Origin of the sequence: Banduia mediterranea, from assembly GCF_031846245.1 — a bacterium.
Classification (GTDB): domain Bacteria; phylum Pseudomonadota; class Gammaproteobacteria; order Nevskiales; family Nevskiaceae; genus Banduia; species Banduia mediterranea.
In genome coordinates, this window is record NZ_JAVRIC010000015.1 from 51425 (window position 1) to 68071 (window position 16647).

The window sequence follows — 16647 nt, forward strand, 5'->3', positions numbered from 1 at the left end:
AGGAGACAGCATGGCTAGAATACTGATGCCCTATGACGGTTCACAATCGTCGAAGCGCGCCCTCGATCATGTGATCAGAAGCCATGCGGACGCCGCGGCGGTCGAGTTGGTGCTGATCAACGTGCAGGAGCCGCCGGTGATGTTCGGCGACTATCTGACGGCGTCCATGGTCGAGCAGATCGACAGCGGCCAGCGCAGCTACGGGGACAGTCTGCTGCAGGAAGCCACCGCCCGTCTCAAGGAAGCCGGAATTCAGGTCCGGGCCGAAGTGATCGTGGGCAATATCGCGGACAGCATCGTTGCGCAGGCGGTCGAGAAGCACTGCGACAGCATCGTCATGGGCACGCGTGGCATGGGCAGTTTCGGCAACCTGCTGTTGGGTTCGGTGGCCTCGAAAGTGGTCCACCAGGCGGACATGCCGGTGACCCTGGTCAAATAGCGGGGGCTTTGCCGACGCTGTTAGCATTCACGGTTTTCGGTATTCCGGAGCACCCGATGCGTCGCCGCCTGAATCTCATCCCGCCGTTGTGCGCGGGACTGTTGTCGCTGTTGCTGCTGAGCGCGTGCGAACGTCAGGCATCTGCGCCCGCGCCGGTTGCGGAGGGCGCGCCGGAACCAGCGGATGGGCTGACTCCGCCGGTCGACGTCCAGGCACGGCTCGATGCCTACGTTGAAGTCCCCCTTGAGGCCGACCTGTCGGGGCTCAGCGAGATGCAGCGGCGCATGGTCGGCAAGCTGATCGAGGCGGCGCAGGCGATCGATCCGATCTTCTGGGAACAGAGCTGGGGGCAGCCGGAGTCGCTGCTGTCACGCGTGTCCGGCGCGGCCCAACGTGAATACGTGCAGATCAACTACGGTCCCTGGGACCGGCTCAATGGCGACGAGCCCTTCATCGCCGGGATCGGTCCGCGTCCGGCCGGCGCGCGCTTCTATCCCGAGGACATGACGCGCGAGGAATTCGAAGCGGCCACGCTCGCCGACAAATCCGGCCTGTATGCGCTGCTGCGCCGGGATGACGACGGCAAACTCATGACCGTGCCCTACCACCAGGCCTATGCCGCACAGCTGGAGATCGCCGCGAACCATCTGCGCGAAGCGGCGGAACTGGCCGAAGACTCCGGGTTCAGGCGCTACCTCGAACTGCGCGCGGACGCGTTGCTCGACGATGATTACCAGCCCAGCGACTTCGCGTGGATGGACATGAAATCCAATCCGGTCGACATCATCATCGGCCCCATCGAAACCTACGAGGACCAGCTGTTCGGTTACAAGGCCGCGTTCGAATCCTATGTGCTGATCAAGGACGTGGAATGGAGCGAGCGCCTGGCCCGTTTCGCCGAATATCTGCCGGAACTACAGCGCGAACTGCCGGTGCCGGAACCGTACAGGGCCGAGACGCCCGGCTCCGATGCGGACCTCAACGCCTACTACGCAGTCTATTACGCGGGTGACGCCAACGTCGGCGCCAAAACCATTGCCATCAACCTGCCGAACGACGAGCAGGTGCAACTGGAGAAAGGCACACGCCGCCTGCAACTCGAAAACGTGATGCAGGCCAAGTTCGACAAGATCATGCTGCCGATCGCCGAGGTGCTGATTGCCGACGAGCAGCAGGACAATCTTTCGTTCGACGCCTTCTTCCAGAACACCATGTTCCACGAGGTGGCGCACGGACTCGGCATCAAGAACACGCTGGACGGCGCGGGCACGGTGCGCAAGGCGCTCAAGGAATACGCCTCGGCGTTCGAGGAAGGCAAGGCGGATGTGCTGGGTCTTTACATGGTCACCAAGCTGGCGCAGAAAGGCGAGCTTGAGGAATCGCAGCTCATGGACAACTACGTGACCTTCCTCGCCGGCATCTTCCGCTCGGTACGTTTCGGCGCCAGTGACGCGCATGCCAAGGCGAACATGGTGCGCTTCAATTTCTTCAAGTCCCAAGGTGCGTTCACGCGCGATGAGGAAACCGGGCGCTACAGCGTGAATTTCGACCGCATGCAGCAGGCCATGAACGATCTGTCGGCGAAGCTGCTGAAGGTGCAGGGTGACGGCGACTACGCCGAGGCCGAGCGCATGAGCATCGGGATGGGCAAAATCGGCGAACCGCTGGCCTCCGATCTGAAGCGGCTGAGCGCGGCCGACATCCCGGTCGACATCCGCTTCCGTCAGGGGGCAGACGTGCTGGGGCTGCAGGCCGAATGAAGCCCGCGGACGGTCTGCGCCTATTGCGCCGACAGGCCGTGGCGCCGCTGCGCCAGCGCATCCTCACGGTGCTGCGCGGCAGCCCGAGCGCGCGCTTGTCCATCGACTACTCACAGCCGGTCGGCGACCCCGGCCTGTTCGGGCCGGACAGCGTCACCTGGAAGATTCATTCGGATTTCCCCGCGATGATGGCCGGCGGAATCTGTGCGCTGATGTTGCAGACCCTGCACCCATCCGCGCTGGCCGGCGTCTGGGATCACTCGGATTTTCGTGAGGACGTGCTCGGGCGTCTGCGCCGGACCACGGCGTTCGTGGCCGGTACGACATATGCGCCGACGGCCGGCGCGGAAGGTCTGATCGAACAGGTCCGGAACATTCACCGGCGCGTGCGCGGCACGGCGCCCGACGGCAGCGCCTACTCGGCGGACGATCCCGAGCTGCTGACCTGGGTCCATGTCACTGAGATGTGGAGCTTCCTCCAAGGCTATCGCCGGCACGTGGCGCCCGATCTGGATCGCGCGCTGGCGGACCGCTATTTCGATGAGACGCGATGCATCGCGGAGGCTCTGGGTGCGCGTGAAGTGCCCGGCTCTGTGGCGGCGGTGGATCAGTACTTCGAGGCCGTGCGCGGGCAGCTTGAATTCAGTGCACGCTCGCGCGAGGTGCTGGCGGTGCTGAACCGGATCGAACTGCCGATGCCCGGCGCTACTGCTGTGCGCGGTACCTTTCTCGGCGCCGGCGCGGCGCTGCTGCCGGACTGGGCGGCGCAGTTGCTAGGGCGTACTGCGCTGCGGCGCGCACGTGACCGTGCCGCCCAGCGCGCCTTGCGAGCGGCCTCGCCAGCGATTCGCCTGGCGCTGGCCGACGGCGCATCGGCCGTCGCCTGTCGCCGTGTCGGCCGCGACCGCTCGGCGCTGGCGTTCGGCTGAAGGTGCCGCTCAGAGGTTCTCGCCGGCGCGGATTGCAGCATGTTCGCGTTCCAGCTCCCGGCGCAGGGCGCGACGCCGCAGGGCGGCGTCACACCAGCGCTTTTCGTCGGGAGTTTCCGGTTCATACGGGGCACGGTACAGGGCTGGCGCTCGTCGTCCAGCGCCACCATCGTGAAGTAGCAGCTATTGGTATGACGCACCGTGCGACTGCGCGTGTCCTCCGCGATCACCTTGATGCCCACTTCCATCGAACTGCGTCCGGTCAGGTTCACCGAGGCCATGAAGTTGACCAGCTCGCCCACTTGGACAGGCTGTCGGAACGTCACCTGATCCACCGCCATCGTCACCACGTAGCTTCCGGCGTAGCGACTGGCGCAGGCATACGCGACCTCATCGAGCAGTTTCAGGATCGCGCCGCCGTGGACGTTGCCGGAGAAATTGGCCATGTCCGGCGTCATCAGTACGGTCATCGAAAGCTGGTGCAGCGGCAGCTTGAGCATGGCGGCGTCGGGCACGGGCTAGGCGGTGTGGGGCATTGTGCCGCAAGCCTGCGCGGTCACGCCCGTAGTTCAGCGTGCCTCACACAGCGTGCGGGCAAACCACGCCAGGCTGCGTGCGTGCGCCAGCGTCGCCGAAGGATGGTGATAGGCGGAACGTGCCCAGCAATTGAATCCATGGCCCGCTTCCGGGTAGACATAGACCTCGCCGGGCTTGTGCTCGAAGCTACGCTTGATCTGGTCCACCACCTTCATCGGAATCGAAGGGTCTTTGCCGCCCAGCTGGAACACCACCGGGCACTCGATGCGTGGTGCCAGATTCAGGTAGTTCTCGGTGCCGGCGCCGTAGTAGCACACCGCAGCATCGATATCGGTGGACGCCGCGGTCTGGTAGGCGATGCGGCCGCCGAAGCAGTAGCCGAAGGCGCCGACCTTGCCCTTCTGTTCCGGCCGCGCGCGTAGCGCCGCGAGTGTGGACGCGGCGTCCAGACGAATCTGTTCGTCGGTCATTGCTGCCTTGAGTTCCTTGGCCTGCGCCAGGTCATCCGAGTCGTAGCCCAGTTCCACGCGAGGGGCTTCGCGCCAGAACACGTCCGGCGCCAGCACCACGAACCCGTCCATCGCGTATTGCTCGGCCACCTGGCGAATATGCTTGTTCACGCCAAACACTTCCTGGAACAGGATCAGGCCGGGTCCGTGACCCAACGGCGGCAGGGCCAGATAGGCGCCGTACTCGCCATCGTTGTTGCTGATGTTGATCCATTCGGTATGCATGCTTCGCCTCCGTTTTGATGTCGAGGGGGCCCCTATGATGCGCCGTGAGCGATGGAAGTTCGACCGTGCGGGAAGCAGCGCAAGCCCTGCGCCGACCAATGCGGAGAGCCGATTCCAGCGGCTGCCGTCGGCGCCGCCCCCCGCGTCAGAATAGTTGTCACCCCGATTGGAATGCCATAGAGGGGGCGAAAGGATGATGACGTGGCTCGATACGGACAAGGATTCAAGGACCGGGCGGTGGCGAGATTGCTACCGCCGGAGAGTGCAGGCGTGGAGGACGTGGCCGCCGCGGTAGGTGTGTCGGGATCGCTACGTGAAACAGGACGGGCGCTGGTTGATCCAGCACGCCTGTTACGAGCGTGTTTACGAGATCGTGACGCCGATCGACGAGGCGCCGAACATCAGCGCCCACCTGCTCGCCCAGCGCGGCAAGCGTCTCCCGGAAGGGTGCGTGTAACCCCAGCGCCGTGGCTACTGTGCGTCGCTGAGTTCCAATTGCTCCGAACGGACCCAGCCGCCGGAGCCCTGAGCGGTACGCACGTGGTACCAGGCGGGCTGCGTATCCAGGCTGCGTTCCGTGACATTGAGCGGGCGTCCGTCGTCGATAAAGCCGATCCGGGCCGACCTTAGCGAGGGAATTTCGTAGACGTCGGCGCGGCCCACGGCGCGCGCGGAACGTCGGCTGATTACTTCGGTCCGGGGTCGCACGGGTGCCGGCATGACTGCGGCGACGGACTCTGCGGCGGACGGGGCGGTCGGTGCCGGTAACGGTGTCGTGGCGTCATGATCCTTGGCCGCAGGCGCGGCCTGTGCACTTGCGGGGACCGTACTACGGGTTTCGCCGCGCGCCGCCGCGAGCGGCTGTTGCAGCGCATCGATGGTTTCGGCCTGTGCCCGCAATGTATTGCTGTCCTGATCCCGGTCGGCTTTCGACGCCAGCAACGATCGATCACGTTCCGCCAGTTGTGTCCGCAAGCTGGCCAGTTCGGTGCTCAGCGTCGCAACCTGGGTCTGCAGTTCTGCTGTGTCCGAGCCGGCAACCCGGTTCAATCGTTCAATATCGGCCCGTAGTGATTCGTTCTGCTGCTGCGTCAACTTCAGTTGTGCCTGCAATTGCGCAAGTTGCGCGCCGTCGGCCGAGGGCGGCACGGCTTCGCCCGCTGTTGCCGCTGCCAGTTGTGTTTCCAGTCTGTCGATGCGGGCCACGTATGTGTTCAGGGATTCCCCATGGCGCTGCAACTTTTCGCGCAATTCGACCTGATTCTCGCTGCGCTGGTTTATTTCGCGCTGTGCCGCAGCCAGCTGCGCCTGGAGATTGCGGACTTGACCGCCATTGGCGGGGGCGGGCACGCGCGGCGGTGCGGTGGGCGCGCCGTCACCGGACTCCGCGAATTGCAGGCGTGACTGCAGGCGTCTGACCTCTTCATTGCGCACGGCGAGGGCGGAGCGCACGTTGCTGAGCTCTTCGAGGATGCTTTGCGGTGGCTCGCAACTGGGAGGCACCGCGTCGAGTTTCTTTTCGGCGAGGCGATGGGCCACATTGAGTTCCTGCTCGAGGTCGACAACCTGCTGTCGATATTGCTCGATGCTGGCCTTGTAGCGCGAGACGCGTTCATCCATGTCCTGCTCGGTCAGGTACGATTCCCAGGACGGCTTTGGGGAGACGGTATCGGCTGCCTGCGCCCAGACTGAAGCGGAGCTGAGCAAGCCGCTGCCGACCAATAGCAGTATGGCTGGCACGCCGAGGCGTGCGGCCGGTTTCGATACGGCGCGCTGATTATCGCTCCCCACCCAAACACTCCCTGCGGTCATCCGACCGTGACCCGGGTGCCGGATTCCGTCCCGGCAAACACGATGGCGATGCCACTGTGACCCTGATCTCACATTATCGGGAAAGTCGGCGGGGACTGCACGGCCTGTTGTAGTAACCATCCCCCGGCTTTGCCCTGATCTCTGGACACAATTGAGGCTCTTGTAATGCGGTGACGGTGGATGGCGGCGGCGTGGAGCGGGTGCAGTGCCGCCGTGACGCTCGGTATCGCGCGCCTCGAAGAACTGATGCGCGCGAACCAGACACTCGCCACCGTCTACACGCTCAAGGAGCAACTGCAGACGCTCTGGAGAAAACCCGACGAGGACGCCATGCGACAGGCCCTGAACGCGTGGTGCACCCTGGCGCGCGGGCCACCCCCATCACGCCCCTGCATCGCTACGCCCAGATGCTGCAGCGCCACGCCGATGGCCTCTGCGCCTACGCTCGGTTCAAGCTCACCACCGTGCGCATCGAGGCCGGCAACGTCGCCATCGGCATTGAGCAGGCTGCGATGCCGCTCGGCCTGTGCCAGGGCAAGCTCGCCATCCAGTACGTAGCGGGATAGCATGCGCGGGTTTGGGGCCACGGTTCGGGAACATCGGCAGACGGGCGCTGGCCGAACCGCGGTCGAACAACAGATTGTCGGCGACGACCGCGCATTGCATCTGATCGCCGAGTTTCGTCAGACCTTGCAGGCGGCCGGGTAGGTACTGACCGTCCGCGTCGAAGGTCGCGAACCAGCGGCCTGCTGCATGACGAATGGCATGGTTGCGCGCTGCGCTTGGACCGAGATTGCGGTCCGGCCGGTGGACCTGGATCCTGGCGTCGCCGATCGCAGAGGCCAATTCGGCCGTATCATCCGAAGAATGGTCGTCGACCACGATGATTTCCAGCGATACGCCCTGTTGGCTCAGCGCACTGCGAATCGCGGATTCGATATAGGCCGCAGCATTCCACGCGGGAATGATCACGGAAACATCGGCTGCCATCGAAAGATCGTGCATGCCGGAAGCGCCGGATCGAGCGGTCAAGGATGGACTGAGTGTGGCGTCGAAGTGCGACGCCATTCAGTATGCGTATTCGTCACCACTCAGCGCACGCCAGACCGTGAGGAACACGATCTTGATGTCCATGCGCAGGCTCATGTTGCGTGCATAGAACAAATCGAAGCGCACACGATGCGTCATTTTGCGAATGCTGCGGGTTTCGCCGCGGCAGCCGGAAACCTGCGCCAGGCCGGTGACGCCCGGTAACACCGAGGTGCGCATCGAGTAACCCGGTACGCATTCGGCGAACAATTCATCCAGTTCGGGCACATGCGGGCGGGGGCCGACCACGGACATTTCGCCCATCAAAACGTTCAGGAACTGAGGTAGTTCGTCGAGATTGGTCTTGCGCAGAATTCGGCCCACTCGGGTCACGCGCGGATCGTTTTTCTGCGCCTGCACGAAGCCCGCCCTGGGGTCGTGCGTCATCGTCCGGAACTTGAAGCAGCGGAATTGCACTCCGTTGGCCCCGAGGCGGAACTGCCTGAAAAATACCGGGCCACGGCTGTCGAGTTTGATCAGCAGACCGATCAGCGGCAGCAGCCAGAACCCGAGCAGGAGCATGAACAGCGAGGCAAACGCTAGATCGAAGGCGCGCTTTCCGAAGCGGGCATAGCGCGCATGGGTGGCGGACCAGTCCTGGGTCTCTATGCTTGCGCCGCCACGAGTGGCGCTGCGCCCCGGTTCGGGCATGAACACGTCAGTCTCCGAAGAAGCCCTGGAATGGTGATCGTACAGACAGGCTTCGAGTTTTTTCTGAAACGCCGGATTGCTGCCGCGCAGCAAACCCGCACTTACTGGGCTTTCGTCCATATCTCCAAGCTCGTCCGGGGTATCCACGTGGTGTTGCAAACTGAAGCCGACATTGAGTCCGGTCCCGCGCTACTTCCGCGATCCACGTTTGCGCACATGCGCTCCAGTCAGGGCGAGTGTATGGAGCCATCTATTTGCTTAGCCAAAGGTGGACAATACCTTGTCGCCTACTCGGCGCCAAGTGAAGCACTACTCGTCACATGCAATCCATGTGCCGGATTTTATTTCGGAAACGTCTGTTAAAACTGCAAACCAGCGCAAGTTTTTGGTGGCCGTTCGATTGTCCCTGAAGTTGATTTCATCGCCGTTGCAGGCCTCGGCCGCATCCTTGCAGGCCGAGACCGTCGAGACAATCACCCATATAGGGGACTGCGCGATTCCGCGGCGCGGGAGCATACATCTAGCCCGGTCGGGCCACGTCGAAGAGGCAGGCCGCCTCATGGGCTTGTTGAACAGGCTCGGCGCTGCTCCGGCAACACGCTCCCGGCATGGCACGCAGGCGCCACCCTTTACGTACAGCGTGGATGGCCGGTAATAATTGTCGGTCCTGGGCCGGTCGGGCCGCTCGCGTCCGCGCCGATTGCCGAGCATTGCGCTCGATGTCGGCGGCACCTTGCCGGCGACCGCTCCGCCGGGCCGGACCGGACCGGCTTACCAGCGAACCAGTGCGGCGCCCCAGGTCAGGCCGCCGCCCACGGCTTCCATCAGCACCAGATGTCCAGGCTGGATACGGCCGTCGCGTACCGCAGCGTCCAGCGCCAGCGGGATCGAGGCGGCCGAGGTATTGCCGTGATGCTGGACCGTCCGTACCACCTGATCGGAACGCAGGCCCAGTTTTTCCGCGGTGGTGTCGATGATACGGACATTGGCCTGATGCGGAACCATCCAGTCGATGTTCTCGCCGCGCAGCCCGTGCTGCGCGAGCGCTTCCCGCGTGACCTGAGCGAGTACCCGGACCGCCATCTTGAAAACGGACTGGCCTTCCATTTCAACGAACGGATTGCCGACAACCTTGCCCTGCGCGATCGTGCCCGGCGTGCGCAGGATTGAACTGTAACGGCCGTCCGAATGCAGGTGAGTGGACATCACGCCCGGCTCGTCACCGGCCTTGAGCACGACCGCGCCGGCACCATCGCCGAACAGTACGCAGGTGCGGCGATCGCTCCAGTCGAGGATGCGCGAGAAGGTTTCGGCGCCGACCACCAGCGCACACTTGGACTGCCCGGATGCGATGAACTTGTCGGCCGTGGCCAGCGCGTAGACGAAGCCGCTGCAGACCGCCTGAATATCGAAGGCGGCGCCCTGGGTGATGCCGAGCTTGGCCTGCAGCAGGCTGGCTGTGGACGGAAAGATCATGTCCGGTGTGGAGGTGGCCACGACGATCAGATCCACTGCGTCGGTCCCGATGCCGGCTGCGTCCAGCGCTCGCTGGCAGGCCGGCAATGCCAGATCGCTGGACACCTGATCGTCGGCCGCGATGTGGCGGCTGCGAATGCCGGTCCGCTCGAAGATCCATTCGTCGCTGGTATCGACGAAGGTTTCGAGATCTCGATTGCTTAGCACTTTGTCCGGCAGATAGCTGCCGGTTCCGATGATGCGTGAATAGGCCATTGCGTAGTTCTGGAGGGCTGGGCCGCGGGCAACCGAGCTTGGTCCGCAGGCATTGCCGTAATTGTACGTGAGGGATGTGCCGATCCTTCAGTACGCCGGCGCATGGTGTGCCCCCCCCCCCCGTGAATTGCCGGTCTTCGGCCCGACGCTACCCTTGACCGCCGCGGCGGCGGTGTGGTCCGGGCATGGCCTCAATATGCTGCCACTACGAATGACGAAGGCGGTCCATGTTCGACGTTTCAACGCTGATCACGACGATTGCCGTGAATCTATTGATCGCGGCGCTGGGACTTTATGGCGGTGGGATGCTGAGACTGAGGCGCGCCCTGTATGCCGGATTGTCGCTGTGGTCGGCCCCGTATCCGGCGCGCGGACCGTCGGCTTGCTTCTGGGCGTATCGATGATGGCTGCTGCGTTCTCGCTGGCCATGGGCTTGTCACTGGCGATGAATTTGCGCTATCGACTCAAGGTGGAGCGCCAAGCCGGTTTCGATCCCCTGACTGGCCTGCCGAACCGGCGCCTGTTGAGCAGCCGCTACCAGACGGCCGCGCGTCTCGCGCGTCGTAGCCGGGGTCGTGTCGGACTGCTTTTCTTGGACCTCGACGATTTCCAGCCCGTCAACGATCACTACGGCCATGAAACGGGCGACCGGGTGCTCAAGATGATCGCGGCACGTCTGGAGTGCTGCGCTCGCAGCGGCGAGTTCGTCGTGCGCTTCGGGGGGGACGAGTTCGTGATACTGGTCGATTCGGTGCGCGATCTTCGCGCCTTGCGCGAACGCATGCAGAGCCTGCGCGAGGCCATCGATGCGCCCATGGTGATCGACGGGCAGGCACTCTACGTCGGCTTCAGTTGTGGCGGCGCGGTCACGCCACCGGGCGGTGGGGAATTGCCGAATCTGATCGAGCAGGCCGATGCGGACATGTATGAATCCAAGAGCACCAAGGCGCGAAGGCTGGCGCTGGCGACTTCCTGAACCGTCTCAGCTGGTAAATGCGTCAATGTGGCGTTTCAGCGCGTCATAGCCGTCCATCAGGCGAGGGCCGGGGCGACCGAGCCAGGCTTCAGTGATCGGAAAGATTCGGTTGTGAGCCACCGCCGGAACGGTCTGCCAGCCGGGGCGTCGCCGCACCACCTCCGCCCGGTAATTCGCTTCGGCAACGCCGCACCAGGACATCACCACGATATCGGGGTTCGCCGCGATCGCCTCGTGCGGCTCCAGTGGTTTGCTTTTGGCGTCCGTCGCACCCCAGGGATTGAGGCCGCCGGCCAGTTCCACCAGATCCGTGGCCCAGGAACGCCTTGCCGGAACGATGACCGGCTTGGGCCACCATTCCAGCAATACGCGCGGTCGTGCTGTGCGCTCCACCGGCGGCATCCGTTCGCGCATTTGCGTCACCAGCCGTTCTCCGCGTTGCGCGACCCCGAGTGCGGTGGCGATGCGCAGCACGTCGCCATACACGTCTTCGAGGCTTTGCGGGTCGCAGACCAGGGTGCGGATGCCGGCGGCTTTCAGAGCGTCGACGATGCGCTCGTGCCCGGGCACGGTCAGCGAGCTGAGCACCAAATCCGGTTTCTGGGCGATGACCGCGGCGACGTCGAGGTCCAGGTCGCGACCGAGCTTGGGCAGCGTGGCCACGATCTCCGGGGGATGATCCGAGTCGTCGTCGACGCCGATCAGACACTCCACCGCATCGAGCGCGCAGACAATCTCGGTATTCGAGCAGGTATGTGAGAAGACACGCATCCGCCCATGGTAAGGGAGGAGCCGTCGTACATGAATCGTGCGCTTGTTTGTGCTACTCATTCGCGGGCCTGCTCACCGGAGACCGCCAGCCATGCCCGCCGTGTTGTTCGTCTGCCTCGGCAACATCTGCCGATCGCCGCTGGCCGAGGCCGCCTTGCGTCTCAAGGCCACCGAGCGAGGACTGAATTTCGAAATCGATTCCGCCGGAACCGGCGACTGGCATGTCGGCGCCGCTCCGGATCGCCGCGCGCAGGCCGTGGCGCGCCGGCATGGGATCGACATCGGTGCCTACCGCGCGCGGCAGGTCACAGTGCAGGATTTCAGGCACTTCACCCATGTGGTCGCGCTGGATACGCAGAACCTGGCGGCCCTGCGCGCGCTGCAGCCGGCGGACGCTCGCGCGGAGCTGACGCTGCTGCCAGGCTGCTAGGCGCGCGTCCTCTTGGAGCCGTTGGCGGTCAGATCACGTACAGATCCACGTACTCGTGAACCGGCATAGCCTCCAGCGAGGCCTGATCCAGGGATACGTTGAAGATCGCCTTCTGCTGTTTGTCCGGGAACATGCGCGCCAGATTGGTCCGGAACTTCGCCTCCAGCAGCGGGATGCCTTCTTCGCGACGGCGCTTGTGGCCCACCGGATATTCCACAAGCACCTCGTCCAGACGGCTGCCGTCGCGAAATTCCACTGTCAGCGCATTGGCGATGCTGCGCTTGTCGGGATCGTGATAGTCGCGTGTGAACTGCGGATCTTCCACGCATTGCATCGTGTCGCGCAGGGCGTCGATGCGCGGGTCGGCGGCCACCCCGTTCTCGTAGTCGGCTGAGGTCAGGCGCCCGAACAGTATCGCCACCGCCACCATGTATTGAATGCAATGATCGCGGTCAGCCGGATTGTCGAGTGGCCCGGTCTTGTCGATGATGCGCAGGCAGGCCTGCTGCGTGCGAATCGTGATTTTCGCGATGTCGTCCGCCGTGCGGCCCTGTTGCTTGAGCAGGCCGTGGACCCGGATCGCCGCCTCGGCGCCGGTCTGGCCGTGAAACTCGGCCGGGAAACTGATCTTGAACAGGATGTTCTCCATCACGTAGCTGCCGTAGGGCCGCTGGAACGCGAACGGTTTGCCGCCGAAGCTCACGTCGTAGAAGCCCCAGATTTTCGCGCTGAGCGCGCCGGGGTAGCCCATCTCGCCGGTCTTTGCCATCAGCGCCAGCCGTACGCCGCGGCTGCTGGCATCGCCGGCCGCCCAGCTCTTGCGGCTGCCGGTGTTGGGGGCGTGGCGGTAGGTGCGCAGGGATTGTCCGTCCACCCAGGCCAGCGACACGGCGGCCAGTTGTTCATTTCGGCTCAGTCCCAGCATGTCCGCCACCACCGCGGTCGTTGCCACCTTGACCAGCAGCACGTGATCGAGCCCCACCTGGTTGAAGCTGTTCTCAAGTGCGATACAGCCCTGGATTTCGTGCGCCTTGATCATGCCGGTGAGCACGTCGCGCATCACCAGCGGCGGCTTGCCAGCAGTGACGGCGCTGCGGCTGAGCCAGTCCGCCGTCGCCAGAATGCCGCCAAGATTGTCGGACGGGTGTCCCCATTCGGCAGCCAGCCAGGTGTCGTTGAAATCCAGCCAGCGGATCAGCGCGCCGATATTGAAGGCGGCCTGCACCGGGTCGAGTTGGAAGCGCGTGCCGGGTACGCGCGCACCGTTGGGCACCACCGTGCCGTCCACGATCGGACCCAGCAATTTCTTCGCAGCCGGATACTCCAGTGCCTCAAGCCCACAACCGAGCGTGTCGATCAGACAGTTGCGGGCTGTGTCGTATGCCAGTTCGGAGCGGATTTCGTAGTCGCGGACGTAGTCGACGATGTCGACGAGAACCTGATCCCAGTCGGGACGCTGGGCGGACCTGATTTCGAGAGTGGACATGGCGTCGGCTCCTTGATCTGTCGGTGCCCGATCGAAACCGCACGGCGCACGCGTGTGAGTTCGCAACAGCCTAGCAGCCGTGGATGAGGCCTGACTGACGCTACGGCGACGTGAACGGCGGCTCGCGACGCATGGCTTGGCGCGCGCCGTAGCTCAGGCTGCGCCATGGCCATTCCACACGACCGAAGCGGTAGCGGTTCAGCCACCAGTGGCTGACCGGCACCTGCATCGTGAACACCAATACGCTGATCAGGACCACGCCGACCAAGCCCGGATTCGGGCCGATTCCCAGGCCGCGGTGGGCAGTGTGGCTCGTGCCTCATCGGTCAGGAATTCGAACAGGGACAGGCCGACCAGATTCACCATCAAAACGCCGAACAGCGCGAAACCCCCCGCAGTGAGTCCAGCCGCCCAAACCGCTGTTTAACCGTAGTGGGCGAGTCGCCGGGCGGCGCCTCAGTTCCCGGGGCGACGGTTCGGAGTTTCATCAGTAATCCAATGCGAAGGCGCGCGCGGTACGGGCATGAAAAAGCCCGGCGGGATCAGCCGGCCGGGCTTCGGGTCTTGCTCAAGGCTTCAAGGGGGATCTCAAGCCTTGGCGTCATCCAGCACCGCGTTGAACGTTTTGCTGGGCCGCATGACCGCGTTCATCTTCTCGCGATCGGCCCAGTAGTAGCCGCCGATATCGACGGGCTGACCCTGCACCGCAGCAAGCTCGCCGATGATGGTCTCTTCCTGCTCGACCAGAGTCTTGGCCAGTTTGGCGAAATGCGACTGCAGTTCCACGTCCTCGGTCTGCTCGGCCAGCGCCTGCGCCCAGTACATCGCCAGATAGAACTGGCTGCCGCGGTTGTCGAGTTCGCCGGTGGTGCGGGACGGGTTCTTGTTCTCGTCCAGCAGCTTGCCAGTGGCGATGTCCAGGGTTTTGCCAAGTATCTTGGCGCGTGCATTGCCGGTCTTGATACCGAGATCTTCCAGGCTCACGGCCAGCGCCAGGAACTCGCCGAGCGAATCCCAGCGCAGGTGGTTCTCCTCAACCAGCTGCTTGACGTGCTTCGGAGCCGAGCCGCCGGCGCCGGTTTCGTACATCCCGCCGCCGGCCATCAGTGGAACGATCGACAGCATCTTGGCGCTGGTGCCCAGTTCCATGATCGGGAACAGATCGGTGAGGTAGTCGCGCAGGATGTTGCCGGTGACGGAGATCGTGTCCAGGCCGCGAATCACGCGCTCCAGCGTGTAACGCATGGCGCGCACCTGCGACATGATCTGGATGTCCAGACCGCTGGTGTCGTGATCCTTGAGATAGGTCTTGACCTTCTTGATCATCTCCGCCTCGTGCGGGCGATAGGGGTCCAGCCAGAACACCGCCGGCATGCCGGAGGCGCGGCAGCGGTTGACGGCGAGCTTGACCCAGTCGCGGATCGGCGCGTCCTTGACCTGGCACATGCGCCAGATGTCACCGGCTTCCACGTGCTGCACCAACAAGACTTCGCCGGTTTCGATGTCGACAATGCGGGCTTCGCCTTCCTCGGGCACCTCGAAGGTCTTGTCGTGGGAGCCGTATTCCTCGGCCTTCTGCGCCATCAGGCCGACGTTGGGCACGGTGCCCATGGTGACCGGATCGAAATTGCCGTTGGTCTTGCAGAAGTTGATGATCTCCTGATAGATACGGGCGAAGGTGCTCTCGGGAATGACCGCCTTGGTGTCCTTGGGCCGGCCATCGGCGCCCCACATCTTGCCGCCGATGCGGATCATCGCCGGCATCGAGGCGTCCACGATCACGTCGTTCGGCGCATGCAGGTTGGAGATGCCCTTGGCCGAGTCGACCATCGCCAGCTCGGGGCGGTGTTCGTGGCAGGCGTGCAGATCGCGGACGATCTCCTCGTGCTTGGAGGTCGGCAACGATTCGATCTTGTCGTACAGATTGACCAGCCCGTTGTTGACGTTGACACCCAGCTCCTTGAACAACTCGCCGTGCTTCTCGAAGGCTTCCTTGTAGAAGATGCGCACGGCGTGACCGAACACGATCGGGTGCGACACCTTCATCATCGTCGCCTTCACGTGCAGCGAGAGCATGATGCCGGTCTTGCGGGCGTCTTCCATCTGTTCTTCGTAGAACTCGAGCAAGGCCTTCTTGCTCATGTACATGCTGTCGATGATCTCGCCGTCGAGCAGCTCCACCTTGGGCTTGAGCACGATCGATTCGCCGCCCTTGGTGACGAGTTCCATCTTCACGTTGCGGGCGCGATCCAGCGTCATCGACTTCTCGCCGTGATAGAAGTCGCCATGCTTCATGTGGGCGACGTGGGTGCGCGAGGCCATGCTCCACTCGCCCATGCTGTGCGGATGCTTGCGCGCGTATTCCTTCACCGCCTTCGGCGCGCGGCGGTCCGAATTGCCTTCACGCAGCACCGGGTTCACCGCGCTGCCCAGGCACTTGGAATAGCGCTGACGGATCGCCTTCTCCTCGTCGGTCTTCGGGGCCTCCGGGAAGTCCGGAATCTTGTAGCCCTTGGACTGCAGTTCCTTGATCGCGCTGATCAGCTGATGCACCGAGGCGCTGATGTTGGGCAGCTTGATGATGTTCGTGTCCGGCTGCTGGGTCATCCTGCCCAGTTCGGCCAGGTTGTCCGGCACCCGCTGTTCTTCGCTCAGGAATTCGGGAAATTCGCCCAGAATGCGCGCCGCCACCGAAATGTCACTGGTTGTCACCTTGATGCCCGCCGGTTTGGCGAAGGCCTGAATGATGGGCAGGAATGCGCAGGTCGCCAGCAGGGGCGCCTCGTCGGTCAGGGTGTAGGTGATGGTTGGCTGCTGGGTGCTCATATCGGTCTCGTCAGTGTGCAGGGCGGGGCTGGCTGAGTCGTGGACCGTGGCATGCCGTACGAGCGTATGCCCGCGGGTCTGCGTGTTCGGTCTCGCATCATGCGAGCACCGCAACAGCACAGTCCATACAGGAGGTGGTGCGACGGTGAGATGCCACGGTGAATTGTTGCTCGCAAACGATGATGCCGCTTCAGCCCCGGCCGCCCAAACAAAATGGTGGGTGCGCCTGATGCCAATGATACTAAGACAGGCGCGGCTCGGGGTAATGTTTCATTGGGCCTATGTCTCATAGACCGTGGCGTGAGCGTTCGGACGCGTTTCGCCGAGCAATTTTCGCTGCGTCATTGATGAATCCACCGGCTCGCCGGCTGGCCGAAATTCGCGACGATCGTTGATGAAGCCAAAGTCCGCGCCGTGTTGCCGCCTTCGATTCCGGTCCGTTTCCATTCAGCTGGGGTTTTTCCTGAGAGTGTCAT

The 16647-nt window shown here is 63.7% G+C and carries 16 protein-coding genes and 2 pseudogenes; 8 read left to right on the forward strand and 10 right to left on the reverse strand.

The window, feature by feature from the left end; translation table 11 throughout:
- Positions 1-10 precede the first annotated feature (10 nt).
- From RM530_RS11240 to RM530_RS11250, 3 genes are read left to right on the forward strand one after another with little or no spacing between them, the layout of a single operon-like run.
- A complete protein-coding gene (locus tag RM530_RS11240) occupies positions 11-439 on the forward strand; it encodes a universal stress protein (RefSeq protein ID WP_311365325.1) in 429 nt (142 codons plus the stop codon).
- A gap of 56 nt (positions 440-495) precedes the next feature.
- Positions 496-2199 carry a DUF8614 domain-containing protein gene (locus RM530_RS11245; RefSeq protein ID WP_311365326.1) on the forward strand — a complete coding sequence of 568 codons (1704 nt, stop codon included), beginning with the start codon at positions 496-498 and terminating at the stop codon, positions 2197-2199.
- 14 nt (positions 2200-2213) lie between these two features.
- Entirely contained in the window at positions 2214-3128 is a 915-nt protein-coding gene (locus RM530_RS11250) for an oxygenase MpaB family protein (RefSeq protein WP_432276093.1), read from the forward strand.
- Between the two features lie 9 nt (positions 3129-3137).
- On the opposite strand, the pseudogene RM530_RS11255 reads toward RM530_RS11250, so the two are convergent.
- Both RM530_RS11255 and RM530_RS11260 read right to left on the reverse strand, forming a co-directional pair.
- A pseudogene (locus RM530_RS11255) lies at positions 3138-3628 on the reverse strand (acyl-CoA thioesterase).
- A gap of 69 nt (positions 3629-3697) precedes the next feature.
- A complete protein-coding gene (locus RM530_RS11260; RefSeq protein ID WP_311365328.1) occupies positions 3698-4399 on the reverse strand; it encodes a dienelactone hydrolase family protein in 702 nt (233 codons plus the stop codon).
- 313 nt (positions 4400-4712) lie between these two features.
- Here RM530_RS11260 and RM530_RS11265 point away from each other — a divergent pair, with 313 nt between their 5' ends.
- Positions 4713-4856: a hypothetical protein gene (locus RM530_RS11265; protein ID WP_311365363.1), complete on the forward strand. Its 144-nt coding sequence runs from the start codon at positions 4713-4715 to the stop codon at positions 4854-4856.
- A 14-nt stretch (positions 4857-4870) separates the two neighbouring features.
- On the opposite strand, the gene RM530_RS11270 is transcribed toward RM530_RS11265, so the two are convergent.
- Entirely contained in the window at positions 4871-6190 is a 1320-nt protein-coding gene (locus tag RM530_RS11270; RefSeq protein ID WP_311365329.1) for an SH3 domain-containing protein, read from the reverse strand.
- A gap of 201 nt (positions 6191-6391) precedes the next feature.
- Here RM530_RS11270 and RM530_RS19000 point away from each other — a divergent pair, with 201 nt between their 5' ends.
- The gene (locus RM530_RS19000; protein ID WP_432276091.1) at positions 6392-6769 is read left to right on the forward strand and encodes a DesA/ISL3 alpha bundle tail domain-containing protein; all 378 of its coding nucleotides are present in this window, start codon (positions 6392-6394) and stop codon (positions 6767-6769) included.
- Here RM530_RS19000 and RM530_RS11275 read toward each other — a convergent pair.
- The 3 genes from RM530_RS11275 to RM530_RS11285 form a co-directional block, all read right to left on the reverse strand.
- Positions 6668-7216 carry a glycosyltransferase family 2 protein gene (locus RM530_RS11275; protein ID WP_311365330.1) on the reverse strand — a complete coding sequence of 183 codons (549 nt, stop codon included), beginning with the start codon at positions 7214-7216 and terminating at the stop codon, positions 6668-6670. The genes RM530_RS19000 and RM530_RS11275 overlap by 102 nt on opposite strands.
- A 63-nt stretch (positions 7217-7279) precedes the next feature.
- A complete protein-coding gene (locus tag RM530_RS11280; RefSeq protein ID WP_311365331.1) occupies positions 7280-8071 on the reverse strand; it encodes a sugar transferase in 792 nt (263 codons plus the stop codon).
- A gap of 651 nt (positions 8072-8722) precedes the next feature.
- Complete coding sequence (locus RM530_RS11285; RefSeq protein WP_311365332.1) at positions 8723-9682, reverse strand: beta-ketoacyl-ACP synthase III; 960 nt, start codon at positions 9680-9682, stop codon at positions 8723-8725.
- A 227-nt stretch (positions 9683-9909) separates the two neighbouring features.
- Here RM530_RS11285 and RM530_RS11290 point away from each other — a divergent pair, with 227 nt between their 5' ends.
- Both RM530_RS11290 and RM530_RS11295 read left to right on the forward strand, forming a co-directional pair.
- Positions 9910-10086 carry a hypothetical protein gene (locus RM530_RS11290; RefSeq protein ID WP_311365333.1) on the forward strand — a complete coding sequence of 59 codons (177 nt, stop codon included), beginning with the start codon at positions 9910-9912 and terminating at the stop codon, positions 10084-10086.
- On the forward strand, positions 10086-10658 hold the full coding sequence (locus RM530_RS11295) for a diguanylate cyclase domain-containing protein (RefSeq protein ID WP_311365334.1): 573 nt from the start codon (positions 10086-10088) through the stop codon (positions 10656-10658). The genes RM530_RS11290 and RM530_RS11295 overlap by 1 nt, the downstream gene beginning before the upstream one ends.
- A gap of 6 nt (positions 10659-10664) precedes the next feature.
- Here RM530_RS11295 and RM530_RS11300 read toward each other — a convergent pair whose 3' ends face one another.
- The gene (locus RM530_RS11300) at positions 10665-11429 is read right to left on the reverse strand and encodes an ABC transporter substrate-binding protein (protein WP_311365335.1); all 765 of its coding nucleotides are present in this window, start codon (positions 11427-11429) and stop codon (positions 10665-10667) included.
- A gap of 91 nt (positions 11430-11520) precedes the next feature.
- On the opposite strand from RM530_RS11300, the pseudogene RM530_RS11305 reads away from it, so the two are divergent.
- Positions 11521-11847: pseudogene (locus tag RM530_RS11305) on the forward strand (low molecular weight protein-tyrosine-phosphatase); the annotation flags it as partial.
- A 40-nt stretch (positions 11848-11887) separates the two neighbouring features.
- On the opposite strand, the gene RM530_RS11310 reads toward RM530_RS11305, so the two are convergent.
- The 3 genes from RM530_RS11310 to RM530_RS11320 form a co-directional block, all read right to left on the reverse strand.
- On the reverse strand, positions 11888-13345 hold the full coding sequence (locus RM530_RS11310; protein ID WP_311365337.1) for a bifunctional 2-methylcitrate dehydratase/aconitate hydratase: 1458 nt from the start codon (positions 13343-13345) through the stop codon (positions 11888-11890).
- Positions 13346-13445: 100 nt separating this feature from the next.
- Positions 13446-13637: a DUF418 domain-containing protein gene (locus RM530_RS11315; protein ID WP_311365361.1), complete on the reverse strand. Its 192-nt coding sequence runs from the start codon at positions 13635-13637 to the stop codon at positions 13446-13448.
- 296 nt (positions 13638-13933) lie between these two features.
- Positions 13934-16171 (reverse strand): NADP-dependent isocitrate dehydrogenase, encoded by a 2238-nt coding sequence (locus tag RM530_RS11320; RefSeq protein ID WP_311365338.1) that lies wholly within the window; start codon positions 16169-16171, stop codon positions 13934-13936.
- Positions 16172-16647: the final 476 nt, after the last annotated feature.